The organism is Sandaracinus amylolyticus, assembly GCF_021631985.1.
GTDB classification, from domain to species: domain Bacteria; phylum Myxococcota_A; class Polyangia; order Polyangiales; family Sandaracinaceae; genus Sandaracinus; species Sandaracinus amylolyticus_A.
Genome location: NZ_CP070225.1, coordinates 9,955,480 through 9,970,804, shown reverse-complemented (window position 1 = coordinate 9,970,804; position 15,325 = coordinate 9,955,480). Strand labels below are relative to the sequence as shown.

The following is a 15,325-nucleotide window of genomic DNA, read 5'->3' as shown; positions in this document are numbered from 1 at the left end:
CGGTCACCCGGGGAGCACCGCAATTTCCAGCCCCCGCAGCCGCTCCGCGGCCGCGATCACCTCGATCCCCGCGATCCGCCCACCCCCGAACGTGAACGTGAGCACCCCGCGCAGCTTCCCCCGCGGGGCGACGACGATCCCCACCGCACCGTTCACCAGCGCGAGCCGCCCATACCCCGAGCGAGCCTGCGACGCGCGCCGCGCGACCACCTCGGCCCCCCGCGCCTCGGTCGACACCCCCGCCGGCACGGCCTCACGATCCGCGCGCAGCACCACATCGGGATCCAACACCGCGATCAGCGCGTCGATCCGCCCGCCGCGCGCCGCGCCGACGAACGCCTCGACCAGCTCACGCTGCTTCTCGACCGCCGTCTCCGCCGGCGCGCCTCGCCCTTGCACCCTCTTCCGCGCGCGGCTCGCGAGCTGCCTCGTCGCGACCTCCGAGCGATCGACGATCCGCGCGATCTCGTCGAACGGCAGATCGAACAGATCGTGCAGCACGAACGCGACCCGCTCCGCCGGCGGCAGCGTCTCCAGCACCACCAGCAGCGCGAGCCCCACCGAGTCGGCCAGCACCAGCTCGGCCTCGGGGTCGCCCTCGCCTCCCCGCTCCACCTCGAGCGCGTCCTCCCGGCGCGACTTCCGCGACCGCAGCATGTCGAGGCAGACCCGCGCAACCACGGTCGTCAGCCAACCACGGAGGTTCTCGACCGTGCTGGTGTCCGCGCGGCTCACGCGCAGCCAGGCCTCCTGCACCGCGTCCTCGGCCTCGCTCAGCGACCCGAGCATCCGATACGCGACCCCGCGCAGGTGATCCCGGCTCGCGCTCCACCGCTCCGCCAACAGGTCGTGCTCGCTCATCTCTCCTCCACCTCGATGACGGATCGAACGATCTCGATGTGACCGGTCACATCGTCGCGCCGCCATCCGTCAGACGAGCAGGAGGTCCGACGATGACGATGCAGGCACGCACGAAGCACCCCGTGATGGTCCACCCCGATGCGATGAAGGCGCTCCAGGCCCTCGCGGGCACGATCGAGAAGGGAGGCGTACCGCGCCGCACCCTCGAGCTCGTGCACCTGCGCGCGAGCCAGATCAACGGTTGCAGCCTCTGCGTCGACATGCACGCACGCACCCTGAAGCGCGCCGACGAGACCGACGAGCGCCTCTTCACGGTCTCGGCGTGGCGCGAGTCCCCGTACTTCACCGACGCCGAGCGCGCCGCGCTCGCGCTCACCGAAGCGGTCACGCGCCTCGGCGATCGCTCCGATCCCGTGCCCGACGACGTCTGGCGCGAGGCCGCGCGGCACTACGAAGAGCCCGCGCTCACCGCGCTCGTCCTCGCGATCGCGAACGTGAACGTGTGGAACCGCCTCAACGTCGCGACGCGCCAGATCGCCGGCTCGATCCCGCGCTGACGCCCTGTCGCACGCGCCGCGCGCCGCGTTGACGTCCTGTCGCGCCGCGCGCGGCGAGCCCCCATTCTCCCGAGAGATCACGACGGAACGCGCGTTGCCATCGCTCCCGCCACCTTCTTGGAGGAGCGATGACGACGACGACGATCACCCTGCCCGATCCCGAGACCAACCACCTCGAGCAGCGCCTCGTCGCACCGCGCGGATGGGCGCTCGACCTCGCGTGGGTCGGCGGCGCGAGCGCGCTCGCGATCGCGACCATGCTCGGCGCGAGCCTCTTCGGCGCGCTCGCCGTCGCCGCGACCAGCGCGCTGATCGGTGCGCTCATCGGCGCGTGCGCGCCGCTCCTGCTCTCGCGTCGCGTGCGTCGTGTCCCGGTGCTGCTCCTGCTCGCCGCGGGCGCGGGGCTCGGCGCGAACTGGGGCGCGCTCAGCGCGGTGAGCGTCGCCGTCGCGAGCGGCAGTGGCGTCGGATGGATCCGCGCCGCCGAGCTGGGCGCGACCGCGGGCCTCGTCGTGATGGGCCTCTTCTGGCTGCCCGCTGCGCTCCTGCGCGCGCACGGTCGATCGACGCGCCTCGCGCGCATCGCCGCGCTCGCGCTCTCGCCGCTGATCGCCGCGTACCTAGTCGTCGCGTTCTGACTTCGACTGCGCGAGCCCGCGCGCGACCGGCAGCGCGTCGGTCACCAGCTCACCGAGCTTCTCGCGGAACCATCGATCGCGCTCCGCGCTCGGCTTCTTCGAGAGGCTCTCCCAGAGCACCGCACGCGAAACGCTGTACCCGAGCGCCGCCGAGAACACGAGCAGGATCCCGAACTCCACGTCCTCGCGCGCCGGCACCCGATCCTCGCCGAGCTGCGCGCGCACGCGCGCCTCGATCGCATCGGCGACGAAGCGCATGCCCTGATCGCGACGCGGGAAGAAGTCCTCGCTGTCCATGCGCCCGCTGAGGATCGCCCACGCCACAAGCCGCCCCGAGAGCGGATGCGCGACCTGCTCGAAGCACATCTCCACCCACTCGGCCGGCCCCGCGTGCGCGACGTCGGCGATGCGCTGCAGCATCTCCGCGCGCGTCTCGAGCATGTGCTCGCGCAGCGCGGCCTCCACCAGCGCGTCGTACGTGCCGAAGTAGTGCGACACGAGCGCGTGGCTCACGCCCGCGGCCTTCGCGACCTCCTTGAGCCCGACCGCATCCGGACCGTGCTCCGCGAGCAGCGACTTCGCGGCATCGAGGATCAGCCGGCGCGCCTCTTCGGGGCTGCGCCGGCGACGTGTGCCGCGCTCCTCGGGAGCGCTCTTCTCGGGGGACGGTGCCGCGGCGCGTGACGTCCGGCCGCGGGCAGGGGTGCGAGCCATCGGCGCGAAGATAGCCCGGGGCGTATTGGCACGCTTGACAAGAGGACACGTCCGCCTATTGTCAGATCTGACAACAGGAGGCGACGATGCACGCGACCGAACTTCCCCTCAGCGCGCCCGCCCCGAGCGCCCCGGAAGACCCGGCAGAGCGCGAGGCCGCGCGCGTCGCGCTCGAGGGCACGCCCCTCCAGCGCGCGACGATGGCCTACCGCGCGCTGCGCGCGCTGGTCGCCGATCCCGACGACACCAAGCAGGTCTTCTACGTCGGCCTGCTCGTGAACCGCGGCACGTACCCGACCTTCCTCGCGCGCTTCACCACCGACGACGAGGGCGCGCGCCTGCTGCGCGAGCGCCCGGCGATCGATCGCTCGACCGTCGACTACGACGCGCTCCGCGCGATGCCCGCGACCACGCTCGGCGGCGCGTACGCGCGCTTCCTCGACGCCCACGGGCTCGACCCCGACCTCTTCCAGTCCCCGCCCGGCATGCCCGAGGTGCCCGCGTACATCTCGCAGCGCATGCGTCAGGTGCACGATCTCTGGCACGTGCTCACGGGCTACGAGACCGACGTCGCGGGCGAGGTCGCGCTGCAAGCGTTCACGTGGGGCAACACCGGGATGGCGAGCGCCGCCGCGGTCACGCTCGCCGCGGGCGTGCGCTTCTCGGTGACCGATCCGCGCATCGTGCGCATGGCGGTCGAGGGCTATCGCGATGGTCGCCGCGCGAAGTTCCTCGCGCCGATCCGCGTCGAGGACCACTTCTCGCGCGAGCTCGATGCGGTGCGCGCGGAGTGGGGGATCCGCGCCGTCGCCTGACGCGTGAAGAATCCCTGCGTCGTGCGGGTTGCCCTTGCACCTCCCGCCCTCGGGGGTGCATGCCATCCCTCGATGACCCGCCGCTCCGACGACGATCATCCGCCCTCGCCGCCGCCGCCGCACCACGGTGAGCTCGACGACCTCTTCGCGATCGTCGATCGCCTGCCCTTCTTCGGCTCGCTGAAGAAGGACCTCACCCACCTGCGCAAGCTGCTCTACGACCGCCGCACCCCGCGCGTGCTCGCGATCGGCGCCCGCGGCAGCGGCCGCACCAGCCTCGCGAACTCGCTGCTCCGCCTGCCCGCGCTCCCGCTCGGCGAGCACGCGGCATCGCCGCCCGACGCGTGGATCCGCATCGACGCCGGCGGCCGGCACCTCGACTGGCTCGAGGTCGCGAGCGGCCCGCTCGAGGGCGGTCGGCTCGCGATGGTGCGCCGCGCGCTCGACGAGAACGCGCCCGACGTGGTCCTCGTCGCGGCCCGCGCCGACGCGCCGGAGACCGAAGGCGCGGCCGCGCGCGAGACCCTCGCGCAGATCCACACGATGCTCGCCGAGGCGAAGACGCTCGCCGCCGAGGGCAAGGCCGCGCGCCCCGCGACCATCGGCGTGATCACCCACGTCGATCGCGTGACGCAGCCCGAGGCCGCGGAGATCGGCGGCGTGCGCTTCGCGACCGAGGATCTCGCGCGCCTCGACGCCGCCACGCTCGCGCTCACGAAGCAGCTCGAGGCCGGCACCACCACCAAGGTCGCGCGCCCGATCCCGGTGCTCGCGGGCGGCGAGCTCGGCGGCCCCGAGAGCCCGGTGCGCTGGAACCTCGAAGAGCTCGCGGCCGCGATCCACGACGCGCTCGCCGACGAGGCGAAGGTCGAGGCAGTGCGCGCGCTCGCGGTGCCGGTCGAGATGCGCCGCGAGCTCGCGCGCACGATCGTGAACCACTGCGCCGCGGCCGCGGTGACCGTCGGGCTCATGCCGGTCCCGTTCTCCGACGCGATCATCCTGCTCCCGCTCCAGGGCGTGATGGTCAGCGGGGTCGCGTACCTCGCGGGCCAGCCCTGGGATCGACGCGCCGCGCTCGAGTGGCTCGGCTCGGTCGGCGTGATGGGCGGCGCCGCGTTCGGTCTGCGCTGGGGCGCCCAGCAGCTCGTGAAGCTGATCCCCGGCGCGGGCACGCTCGTCTCCGGCAGCGTCGCGGGCGCGGGCACGCTCGCGATCGGCCGCAGCGCGATCGCCTACTTCGTCGACGGACCGGGCGCGCGCACGCCGCGCTTCCAGCTCCCCGCGGACGCCGCGACCCCCATCGAAACGCCCCCGCCGACCGAGTGACCATCTGTTAGATTGCTCGGTCGGAAAACGATGCTGTCCGCCGAGCTCGTCGACGTTCTCGAGAGCGGTCCCTCGATGTTGATCGCGACCCGCGACGCGCAGCGCATGCCCGAGTGCACGCGCGCCGTCGGCGTGGTCGTCCGTGGCTCGGCGCGCATCACGATCTACGTCCCGCGCTCGGTCGGTGCCCGCGCCGTCGCGAACCTCGCGACCGAGCCGCGCATCGCGCTCACGTTCTCGCGGCCCCACGATCACCGCACCTATCAGCTCAAGGGCACGACCACCGCGGTGCGCGACGCGGGCGACGACGAGCGCGCGATCGTCGAGGCCTATCGCGCCTCGTTCGCGGTCGCGCTCGACGTCGTCGGCATCCCGCGCCGCGTCACGATGCGGGTCGCGACCTGGCCCGCCGTCGCCATCGATCTCGACGTGACCGACGTGTTCGATCAGACGCCCGGCCCCGCCGCGGGAGCGCGCCTCTCGTGAAGCCCACGATCCCGCTCGACCGCCTCTCCCGCTGCTTCCAGGGCATCGTGCCCGGCGCGATCGCGACCTGCGACGCCGGGGGCCTGCCCAACGTCAGCTACGTGAGCCACGTGCAGGTCGTCGACGATCGCCACGTCGCGCTCTCCTGCCAGTTCTTCAACAAGACGCGGCGCAACCTCGACCAGAGCCCGCTGGCGTGCGTGCAGATCGTCGACCCGCTCACGCTGCAGGCCTACCAGATGCGCCTGCGCTTCCTGCGCAGCGAGCGCGAGGGCGCGCTCTTCGAGTCGATGTCGGCGCGCCTCGACGCGATCGCGTCGCACACCGGGATGAAGGGCGTCTTCAAGCTGCTCTCGTCCGACGTGTTCGAGGTGCTCGAGATCGAGGTGCTCGCCGACTTCCTCGTCGGCGCCGAGCCCCCGACCTCCGAGCACGACGAGCCGATGGCGATCCCCGGCCCGGCGGGCGAGCTGCGCGCGCTGCAGACCGTCTCGGCGCGCATCAACCGCGCGTGTGATCTCGAGGCGCTCCTCGCGTCGACGCTCGCCGCGCTCGAAGAGCTCTTCGGGTTCGGCCACACGATGGTCCTGGTGCCCGACGGCAGCGGCAAGCGCCTGGTCACGATCGCGAGCCACGGCTACGGCGACGGCGGCATCGGCGCCGAGGTCGCGATCGGCGACGGCCTGGTCGGCACCGTCGCCGAGGAGCGGCGCGTGCTCGCGGTCGCCGGCATCGACGCGGGCCTGCGCTACGGCCGCGCGATCCGCGACGCGACCCGCCGCGCGCCCTCGCAGGCGAGCGTGCGCCCCGAGATCCCGCTCCCCGGCCTGCCCGACGCGCGCAGCCAGCTCGGCCTGCCGCTGCTGGTCGAGGATCGCCTGCTCGGCGTGCTCGCGATCGAGAGCCGCGATCCCGCCGCGTTCGAGCCGTGGCACGAGGCCTTCCTCCAGGTCCTCGCGAACCAGATCGCGAGCCGCATGGACCACCTCGCGGAGCACGAGGACGACGACGAGGACGACGAGAGCCCGAGCGCGCGCCGCCCCGATCCCGATCGCATCCGCATCTCGCTGCCCGGCGGGGATCGCACCCGCGTCTTCTGCTTCTACAAGAACGACGACGCGGTGTTCGTCGACGGCGAGTACCTCATCCGCAACGTGCCCGGGAAGATCCTCTGGAAGCTGCTCAACGCGCACGCACGCGAGCGGCGCACCGAGTACTCGAACCGCGAGCTGCGCCTCGATCCCTGGCTCGGCCTGCCGGCGATCAAGGACAACCTCGAGAGCCGGCTCATCCTGCTGCGCAAGCGCCTCGAGCAGAAGTGCCCCGAGGTCCGCATCGTCCCGACGCGCCGCGGCCGCTTCGCGCTGGAGCTCGAGTGCGCCGTCGAGCTCGTGGAGCGCGAGACCGCCTGAGAAGCTCGCGTGCGTGAGCTCGGATCGATCCGATTCACGCACGAGCCGACGCGGATCGATCGATTCGATCGCGACTCGACGCAGATCGATCGATTTTCGATCGCGATCTGACGCAAATCGATCGATTTTCGATCGCGCGCCAACGCGAAACCGTTCGAATTCGCGGCATTTTCGCATTGTTTTTTCAGATCCCAGAAGTTGGGCTCGAAAGGCCAACTTCTGGGCTTCGGCCCCCGACCCCCGGGGTCGCAAGGCCGGATCGTCGGGGTCGAGAGCCCGCGCGACGGCCATCGAACCCCACGCGACGGCGATCGAACGCTCGCACGACGGCGACCACAGCCCTGCACGCTCGCCACTCGACACCACACACGCTCATCCAATTCCCGCGCGACAGCGCGCACACGCGCGAAGCGCGGTGCGACTCGCGAGCGTCCGGGCCGCGGCGAAGCGCGGACCGGTCGCGAGCCATCCACCACCTCACCAAGTCAGGCGGCAGACACGCGGTATCGGGCGCGGGGAGGAGGGTCCGGCGGGGCCACGCAGCGGGGCTCGCAGACACCTCGACGAGACTGACGTGGTCGCTTCGCGGCACAGCGCAACGCGCGCGCCGCGAACGACCCTCCGCTTCCCGACGCTCACTGCCTCTCGTCCCGCAGCCGCGAGTACCGCCCCGCCGGACCCTCCTCCCCGCGCCACACGCCGACGCGCCTGCGTCCATGGCTTGGCACGCGGGAACGTGGGCAGGTGTGGGCCGCGCTCGTGGTAGAACCGTGGGCCGATGGCGTCCCCGGCGACCATGCCTCCTCCCGCGATCGACGCGACCTCGCTGTATCCGGTCGCCGACATCCTGCTCGGCGCAGTGCACGCCGACACGCGCTTCTGCGATCGCGAGCGCGACGCGGTGCGACGTTGTCTGCTCGACCTGCTCGGCACACGCGTGCTGCCAGTCGATCTCGAGCAGCGGCTGCGCGACTTCGACGCGCGCCGCTTCGACCTCGAGTCCGCGGTGCACGCGTACTCGGCGGACCCTCCGATCAAGCGGCGCGCGCTCCTCGCGATGGCGCGCCACGTGTGCGAGGCCGACGGCGCGTACGACCTCAGCGAGGACGCGTACCTGATGGCGCTCTCGCTCGCGCTCTCGCTCGACGATCAGGCGATGCGCGGCCTCTTGCTCGGCTCGCCCTTCGATCGTCCGTGGGCCGAGCGGCTCAAGCGCGTCGAGGACATCGTGCTCGGCGCGGTGTTTCTCGCGGTGAGCGCGCCGGTGATGCTCGCGTGCGCGATCGGCGTGAAGCTCACGAGCAAGGGCCCGGCGCTCTTCAAGCAGCGCCGCTACGGGCTCAACGGCAAGGAGTTCTTCGTCTACAAGTTCCGCAGCATGACGGTCGCGGAGGACGGCGCGAAGGTCACGCAGGCGACGAAGAACGACGCGCGCGTCACGAAGCTCGGCGCGTTCCTCCGCCGCAGCTCGCTCGACGAGCTTCCGCAGTTCCTCAACGTGCTGATGGGCGACATGTCGATCGTCGGGCCGCGCCCCCACGCGATCGCCCACAACGAGCACTACAAGAAGCTGATCGACGAGTACATGCTGCGGCACAAGGTGAAGCCCGGCATCACCGGCTGGGCCCAGGTCAACGGCTGGCGCGGCGAGACGGACACGCTCGACAAGATGCTCGCGCGCGTCGAGCACGACCTCTACTACATCCAGCACTGGAGCCTGCTCTTCGACATCGAGATCGTGCTGCGCACGGTCTTCGGCTCCGCGGTGCGGGAGAACGCGTACTGATGTCCGCGCCGACGACCAGCGCACCCCGTGACGACGCCGAGGCGTCGAAGCTGGTCACGTTCGGCAAGTACCTGCTGCTCGACAAGATCGCGACGGGAGGCATGGCCGAGGTGTGGCTCGGCAAGACGGTGCAGGACGACGGCGTGTCGGACCTGCTCGCGATCAAGCGCCTCCTGCCGCGCTTCTCCGACGACGAAGAGTTCCTGCACATGTTCGTCGACGAGGCGCGCATCGCGGGCCAGCTCGAGCACCCGGGGATCGTGCAGATCCACGAGCTCGGCAAGGTCGGCAGCTCGCTCTACATCGCGATGGAGTTCGTGTGGGGCCGCGATCTGCTGGGCATCCTGCGGCGGGTGCGCGAGCTCTCGCTGCCGATGGAGCCCACGACGATCGCGTACATCGGCGCGCGCATGTGCGAGGCGTTGCACTTCGCGCACACCGCGACGGGCAAGGACGGCAAGCCGCTCAACGTCGTGCACCGCGACGTGTCGCCGCAGAACGTGCTCGTCAGCTTCGACGGCAAGGTGAAGCTGATCGACTTCGGCATCGCGAAGGCCGCGTCGCGCAGCACCAAGACCCAGGCCGGCACGCTCAAGGGCAAGGTCGGCTACATGAGCCCGGAGCAGGTGCGCGGCGCGCCGATGGACGCGCGCAGCGATCAGTTCGCCGCGGGCACCTGCCTCTACGAGATGCTCACCGGGCGCCCGCTCTTCTCGCGCGCCAACAACTTCGAGGCGATGGAGCTGGTGCGCGAGGCCGAGGTGCCGCCGCTCGAGGAAGCCGCGCCCGGCACGCCCGCGAAGCTCGTCGAGATCGTGATGCGCTCGCTGAGCAAGCGCGCCGACGATCGCTATGCGAGCGCGCACGAGATGCAGAAGGCGCTCACGCTCTTCCTCGCGGAGGCGGCGCCGGGCTACGAGCGCTTCACGCTGACGACGTGGCTGCGCGGCATCTTCCGCGACGAGATGGCGGAGGAGAAGGCGCGGCTCGACGTGCTCGATCTGATCGGGCGCCGTCCGAGCGTGCAGCCCGAGGCGAAGCGCAAGCGCACCAACTCGAGCACGCGCCTCGAGATCGGCGCGCACGATCTCTTCGACGACGACGAGGACGCCGAGACGCAGATCTTCGAGGGCTCGCCGCTCGCGAAGCTCGAGATCGAAGTGCGCCCGGTCGGACCCTACGAGGTGTTCTTCCAGCGCGACGGCGCCGAGGACCCGAAGCCGAGCAGCGGCTCGCACGTGCGACCGCTCAAGGCGACGTTCCGCCCCGGGCGCACCCAGGCCGCGGAGAGCTGGCGTCCGCCGCGCACCGATCTCGCGGAGCTCGGTCCCTATCGCAAGCCCAAGGAGCGCGAGGCCGGGCGCGACACGGACCCGAGCCCGGCCTCCACCGCGGAGAAGGGCCCGGCGACCTCGCCGCCGCCCGGCAGCGAGAGCGAGCCGAGCGTGATGGTCGCGGACGAGCTGCGCACGACGATGCGCGATCCCGACTCGCACGAGAAGGCGCTCTCGACGATCCCGATCGATCCCGAGCACCTCTCGCTCGATCCCGCGGAGATCAACTCGCAGGTCATCCGCGCGCTGCTCCCGACGGGCAAGACCGATCCCGCGCACAAGAAGGCGCAGCAGGCCGCATCGCGCGAGCCGACCGGCCCGCACCGCGCGTCGGACGGCCGGCGCGATCCTACGACGCGGCGCCGCATCATCGCGGAAGGGGGCGCGCCGCGGCGCCGTCGCAGCGACGTGATCTTCTTCGCGATCGCGGCGTTCTTCATGCTCATCGTGGGCGCGGGCGCGACGTACTGGTGGCTCGCGGGCGCGGCGACGTCGTCGATCGAGGTGCGCACCGCGCCGGTGACCAGCGGTGCGGTGCTGATCGACGGAGTCTCGCGCGGCCGGGTCCCGCTGCGCGTCGAGGGGCTCTCGCCGGGCCGGCACACCGTCACGATCGTCGCCGACGGATACGAGCCCACGGTGCGTGAGGTGCAGCTCGCGCCGCGGGCCAGCGCGATCCTCGAGCTGCCGATGCAGCGCGCGAGCGGAGCCGCCGCGACCGAGTGAGCGGTGACGACGCGTGCGTGGCAGTCGGCCACGCCGCGCGGATGGCCGGCGCCCAGCGCCTCGCGCCTGGAACACACGATGCAGTGCGCGAGTCGTGATGATCACGACTGCGATGCTCGTGTATCTCGGACTGACTCTCTCGCTCGCGAGCCTGATCGTGCTGTGGGCCGCGATGATGAGCGTCGCGGTACGTCGCGCGCGCGCCAGCGAGATGCATCCGGTCCTCGCGATCGTGCCGCCGCTCGCCGCGCTCGCGTCGTGGCGCGCCGGAGAGCGCGATCTCGCGCGCGGCTTCGTCGCGGTCTCGATCGTCTACGCGGTCCTGGTGATCGTGGCCCACGGATGACCACGCGCGCCGTGCTGGCGGAGGCCCGCGTGGAGCCATCACCTGAATGCCGAGCTCGAGGATCGCGCGGAGCGCGAGTACCTGCGCTTCCTCGATGCGCACCCCGAGCTCGAGCACGAGCCCGCGGGCATCGACGGATTCACCAGCGTCGCGGATCTGCTGCGCTCGATGGTGCTCGACGAGCGCGAGCACGAGCTCGAGAGCCTCGCCCACGCCGCGCGAGGTTGATCGATCACACGCTCGCCGCGCGCAGCGCGAGCGCGCTCACGGCGGCGACCGCGGCGGCCGCGGCGATCGTGCGGACCGACGGTCCCGGCACCATGCGCGCGGCGGCGACCGCCATCGGCGGCGGCGACTCGTGCGCCGGCGACGAGCCGGTCTGCAGCCGCTGCGCGGTCGCTTCTTCGGTGTGCAGCGCGGTGTCGGCGAAGAGCGCGATCATCGCGGGCACGAGCTGCTTGAGGTCCGCCGGGCTCCGGCTCGTGACCCAGTTGCGATCGCGAACGACGGGCTCGTCGCGCCAGGTCGCGCCGGCGTGCACGAGGTCGTCGCGCACGCCAGGCCACGACGCGACGGTGCGCCCGCGCGCGATGCCTGCCGACGCGAGCATCCACGGCCCATGACAGAGCGTCGCGATCGGCTTCTGCGCGGCGTCGAACGCGGCGACGAAGCGGCGCGCCGGGCCGCTCTGGCGCAGCAGGTCGGGCCCGATGAACCCGCCGGGAACGAAGAGCGCGTCGTACTCGTCGACGCTCACCTCGTCGATGGTGCGATCGACGCGCACCGTCTTGGTCGGCGCGCTCAGGTTCATGCCGCGGATGCGCCCGGGGTGGAGCGAGACGATCTCCACCTCGGCGCCCGCGAGGCGCAGCGCCTTCTCGGGAATGCTGAGCTCGACGTACTCGAATCCATCCGCGGCGAGCACCGCGATCTTCTTTCCCCGCAGCCTCGTGTGCATCGCTCGGTCCTCCGTGCGACGCGACGACGCAACCGACGCGCCGCGCGGATCGCGCGGCGGCGCAATCGCGATGCGAGGCAATCGCCCTCGCGGTGCCGCGACCGCGTGGCCGACGATCGCGCGCGAGCACCGAGCTCAGCGGCGCGCGTCGCTCGCGGCCCAGCCGTCGTGTCACCGCGCCGTACGATACGTCGGACGGTCGAGCGGGGCTCGCGCGCCGTTCCATCGCAGGTGCTCGCGATGATCGATCAGCATGTTGCGGATCGCGAGCGCGCCCTCTTCGAGCTCCTCGCGCATCGCGCGGGCGCGACCCTCGAGCAAGCAGAGCGCGAGCAGCGCGAACATCGAGACGAAGAGCCCGCCCGCGGTGCAGTTGAGGGACTCCGAGATCCCTCGCGCCAGCATCGTCGCGCGCGAGCCCGCATCGGCATTCGCAAAACCGTAGCCAGCGAAGAGCCCGGTGGTGGTGCCGAGCAGGCCGAAGAGGGTCGCGATCTGCACGATCAGCTGCAGGTATCCGAGCCGTCGCGCGAGCGGTTGGATCTCGAGCATCCATCGCGCGGCGAGCGCCGCCTCGATGCGCGGCACCGACTGCAGCGACTCGCGCAGACCGGCGAGCGCGATGCGCGCGAGCGGGCCGCGATTGCGCTCGCAGATCGCGATCGCACCCGTCACGTCACCCACTCGCAAGCACGCGCGCAGCGCGTCGAGCAGCGCGTCTGCATCGGGACGTGCACGCAGCAACGCGCACGCGCGCTCGATGGTGATCAGCAGCGCGACGGCGAGGCACGCGACGAGCGGGTACATGCCCCACCCGCCCTCCTCGAAATGATGCGCGAGCCATCGCACGTCGCGCCTCGGACCACGGATCGCGCCCGAAAGTTCCCGCAGCCGCACGCTCCGCCGCGTGATGGGCGGCGGTCCTGAGGCGTCAGCGCGACCGGCGGCGCAACGTGACGAGGAAGTCGCGGAGGTCCTTCGCGAAGAGGTCGGGGACCTCCCACGACGAGTGGTGCCCGCCGCGCGCCATCTCGGTGAACTGCACGAGGTTCACGCGGCGCTCGGCCCAGGCACGCGGGAGCGGCGCGTCGAGCGGCATCCGCGCAACTGCCGCGGGCACGTCGCTCCGACCTCGCGGAGGCGCGGCGGGGCTCGCGTACATCGCGCGCGCGCTCTCGAGATAGCTGCGCATCGCCGAGCCGATGGTGCCGCTGACCCAGTAGATCATCGCGTTCGTGATCAGCGAGTCGAGCGTGAAGCGCTCTTCGACGCGATCCTCCGCGCCGCTCGCGAAGAGGATCATCAGCCACGCAGCGAGGCCCACCGGCGAGTCGTTCAGCGCGAACGCGAGGCTGCTCGGCTTCGTCGACTGGATCATGTTGAACGCGCCCTCGCGCATCCACCACGCGTGGATCCACTGCGCGAACTCGCGCTCTTCGGGGCCGAGGCTCGCGAAGTCGGTGTTGCCGTCGGGATAGCCGACGTCGACGCAGTAGATGCCGGCGACCGACTCGGCGTGGCGATGCGACATCGCCATCGGGATCGGCCCGTCGCCGCCGCCCGCGAGATAGCGCTCGTAGCCGAGGCCCTTCATGAGCGCGGCGAGCGTGTCGGCGGTCGCGTCGACCGACATCGCGGTGTGCCCCGAGAAGCCGAACCCGGGCAGCGAGGGGATGATCACGTCGAACGAGAGCGCGGGGTCGCCCCCGTGCGCCGCGGGATCGGTGAGCGGGCCGATCGCGCCGACGAAGCGATGGAACGAGTCGGGGAACGCGTGGATGAGCAGCAGCGGCGTGGGATTCGGACCGCGGCCGCGCACGTGCACGAAGTGGATCGGCGTGCCGTTCACGTCGGCGACGAATTGCGGATGCGCGTTGAGCGCGGACTCGTGACGTCGCCAGTCGTACGCCTCGAGCCAGTGCTTGGTGAGGCGCTTCATGAACGCCGAGTCGGTGCCGGCGCTCCAGCCCTCGGGCGACTCGGGGAAGCGGGTGCGCGCGAGCCGATCGCGGAGGTCGTCGAGAACGGTCTGGCTGACGTCGATTCGGAAGGGCGTGATCTTCATGAGGGTCAGTGAAGCACCGCCCCTCCGAGCCCTCTTGAAGGAATGCGACAATCGACCGGCGACGGTCAGCGGGCGCGGATCTGCCCGGGGGTGCGACCGACCAGGGCCTTCAGCGCGCGCGTCATGTGCGGCTGATCGGAGTAGCCCATCTCGATCGCGACCGCGGCGGGCGCGACGCCGCGCTCGAGCAGCTCGACCGCGCGGCAGGCGCGCTGGATCTGCGCGAGCTGCTTCGGCGTGATGCCGAGCGCGTGCACGAAGTGGCGCTGCAGCGTGCGCGTCCCGATCGCGCGCACGTCGCCGCGCGCCGCGTCGGCGACGAGCTCGTCGCGTGCGAGCAGACCCCGCCGCGCGAGGCGAGCGACGAGGTCCTCGGCGTTGTCGAACGTCGGGATCTCGAGCGTCTCGCCGTCCATCGAGAACGCGCGCGGCGAGACGATCGGCTGCACGATGCCGCGGTCGACCGTCTTCACGCCGGGTTGCTTCGCCAGGAACACGCCGGGCTTGAACGAGATCGCGAGATAGGCGTCGCCCGCGTCGTTCTCGAGCTCGACGGGCCGCGTGATCAGCCCGGTCTGCAGCACGAGGGTGCGCCCTTCGCGCTCGAGCACGACGAGGTCCCAGGTGCCGTCGGGTGTGGACAGCTCACGGACCGCGGCGTCGTACGTCACGCGCGTCACGCGCTCGACGAACGGCGAGTCCGAGGGACGAACCTCGCGCCGCGCGCTCACTCGAGGACCCCTCGTGACGACACGACCAGACCTAGCACGCCGACGACGAGCGTCGGCAGCGGGAGCGAAGCGAGTGCTGATGACGGGAGTCGTTAGGAGCTGCACGGAGTCCAGCGCGAGCTGGACGGAGTGCAGCGACGCGACGAGCGTCAGCAGCGCGAGCGAAGCGAGTGCTGATGACGGGAGTCGTTAGGAGCTGCACGGAGTCCAGCGCGAGCTGGACGGAGTGCAGCGACGCGACGAGCGTCAGCCGCGCGAGCGAAGCGAGTGCTGATGACGGGAGTCGAACCCGCGGCCTCTCGACTGAGAATCGAGCGATCCCATCCCGACGGGATCTCCACCAGCGTGTGAGTCGAAAGACGAAGCCGTGCGCGAAGAGCGGATGGGGGGAGTCGCACCCCCGGGGTCTCGGATGGCGCCCGAGATCCGGCACTCGCCGGGTCACCCGCAGAGAAACAAAGGGCCGACCATTCAAGTGCAAACGAGAGCCCTGTACTCTCGTGCGGCATTCGGCCCGGAATCGATTGGGGCGCGAAGCTGCCCCGCCCTTCTCCGTCTCTCGGAGGCCCA

The 15,325-nt window shown here is 71.5% G+C and carries 15 protein-coding genes and 1 tRNA gene; 9 read left to right on the top strand and 7 right to left on the bottom strand.

Annotated features, from left to right (window positions below; genetic code table 11):
* Positions 1–3 precede the first annotated feature (3 nt).
* Entirely contained in the window at positions 4–861 is an 858-nt protein-coding gene (locus I5071_RS42420) for a sigma-70 family RNA polymerase sigma factor (RefSeq protein WP_236519101.1), read from the bottom strand.
* A 98-nt stretch (positions 862–959) separates the two neighbouring features.
* Between I5071_RS42420 and I5071_RS42415 the strand changes: the two genes are divergently transcribed.
* Both I5071_RS42415 and I5071_RS42410 read left to right on the top strand, forming a co-directional pair.
* Positions 960–1,418 (top strand): carboxymuconolactone decarboxylase family protein, encoded by a 459-nt coding sequence (locus I5071_RS42415; protein ID WP_419249694.1) that lies wholly within the window; start codon positions 960–962, stop codon positions 1,416–1,418.
* Between the two features lie 128 nt (positions 1,419–1,546).
* Positions 1,547–2,056, top strand: coding sequence for a hypothetical protein (locus I5071_RS42410; RefSeq protein ID WP_236519099.1), 510 nt, complete (start codon positions 1,547–1,549; stop codon positions 2,054–2,056).
* On the opposite strand, the gene I5071_RS42405 is transcribed toward I5071_RS42410, so the two are convergent.
* The gene (locus I5071_RS42405) at positions 2,039–2,770 is read right to left on the bottom strand and encodes a TetR/AcrR family transcriptional regulator (RefSeq protein ID WP_236519098.1); all 732 of its coding nucleotides are present in this window, start codon (positions 2,768–2,770) and stop codon (positions 2,039–2,041) included. The genes I5071_RS42410 and I5071_RS42405 overlap by 18 nt on opposite strands.
* Positions 2,771–2,856: 86 nt before the next feature.
* Between I5071_RS42405 and I5071_RS42400 the strand changes: the two genes are divergently transcribed.
* The 7 genes from I5071_RS42400 to I5071_RS42365 all read left to right on the top strand — a co-directional run bounded on the left by I5071_RS42400 (position 2,857) and on the right by I5071_RS42365 (position 11,001).
* Entirely contained in the window at positions 2,857–3,585 is a 729-nt protein-coding gene (locus I5071_RS42400) for a ubiquinone biosynthesis protein COQ4 (RefSeq protein ID WP_236519097.1), read from the top strand.
* Positions 3,586–3,657: 72 nt separating this feature from the next.
* Positions 3,658–4,911: a YcjF family protein gene (locus I5071_RS42395; protein WP_236519096.1), complete on the top strand. Its 1,254-nt coding sequence runs from the start codon at positions 3,658–3,660 to the stop codon at positions 4,909–4,911.
* A 30-nt stretch (positions 4,912–4,941) separates the two neighbouring features.
* Complete coding sequence (locus tag I5071_RS42390; RefSeq protein WP_236519095.1) at positions 4,942–5,397, top strand: pyridoxamine 5'-phosphate oxidase family protein; 456 nt, start codon at positions 4,942–4,944, stop codon at positions 5,395–5,397.
* Positions 5,394–6,809 carry a GAF domain-containing protein gene (locus tag I5071_RS42385; protein ID WP_236519094.1) on the top strand — a complete coding sequence of 472 codons (1,416 nt, stop codon included), beginning with the start codon at positions 5,394–5,396 and terminating at the stop codon, positions 6,807–6,809. The genes I5071_RS42390 and I5071_RS42385 overlap by 4 nt, the downstream gene beginning before the upstream one ends.
* A 778-nt stretch (positions 6,810–7,587) precedes the next feature.
* Positions 7,588–8,595: an exopolysaccharide biosynthesis polyprenyl glycosylphosphotransferase gene (locus I5071_RS46915; protein ID WP_329611117.1), complete on the top strand. Its 1,008-nt coding sequence runs from the start codon at positions 7,588–7,590 to the stop codon at positions 8,593–8,595.
* Positions 8,595–10,655: a serine/threonine-protein kinase gene (locus tag I5071_RS42370; RefSeq protein WP_236519093.1), complete on the top strand. Its 2,061-nt coding sequence runs from the start codon at positions 8,595–8,597 to the stop codon at positions 10,653–10,655. The genes I5071_RS46915 and I5071_RS42370 overlap by 1 nt, the downstream gene beginning before the upstream one ends.
* A 97-nt stretch (positions 10,656–10,752) precedes the next feature.
* Positions 10,753–11,001 (top strand): hypothetical protein, encoded by a 249-nt coding sequence (locus I5071_RS42365; protein WP_236519092.1) that lies wholly within the window; start codon positions 10,753–10,755, stop codon positions 10,999–11,001.
* Positions 11,002–11,233: 232 nt separating this feature from the next.
* On the opposite strand, the gene I5071_RS42360 is transcribed toward I5071_RS42365, so the two are convergent.
* The 5 genes from I5071_RS42360 to I5071_RS42340 form a co-directional block, all read right to left on the bottom strand.
* Positions 11,234–11,959: a type 1 glutamine amidotransferase domain-containing protein gene (locus tag I5071_RS42360; protein WP_236519091.1), complete on the bottom strand. Its 726-nt coding sequence runs from the start codon at positions 11,957–11,959 to the stop codon at positions 11,234–11,236.
* 171 nt (positions 11,960–12,130) lie between these two features.
* Positions 12,131–12,808 carry a MotA/TolQ/ExbB proton channel family protein gene (locus tag I5071_RS42355; RefSeq protein WP_236519090.1) on the bottom strand — a complete coding sequence of 226 codons (678 nt, stop codon included), beginning with the start codon at positions 12,806–12,808 and terminating at the stop codon, positions 12,131–12,133.
* An 82-nt stretch (positions 12,809–12,890) separates the two neighbouring features.
* The gene (locus I5071_RS42350; RefSeq protein ID WP_236519089.1) at positions 12,891–14,024 is read right to left on the bottom strand and encodes an epoxide hydrolase family protein; all 1,134 of its coding nucleotides are present in this window, start codon (positions 14,022–14,024) and stop codon (positions 12,891–12,893) included.
* Positions 14,025–14,089: 65 nt separating this feature from the next.
* Positions 14,090–14,755 (bottom strand): AraC family transcriptional regulator, encoded by a 666-nt coding sequence (locus I5071_RS42345; RefSeq protein ID WP_236519088.1) that lies wholly within the window; start codon positions 14,753–14,755, stop codon positions 14,090–14,092.
* A gap of 268 nt (positions 14,756–15,023) precedes the next feature.
* Positions 15,024–15,100 (bottom strand) — tRNA-Glu (locus tag I5071_RS42340).
* Between the last annotated feature and the right edge of the window lie 225 nt (positions 15,101–15,325).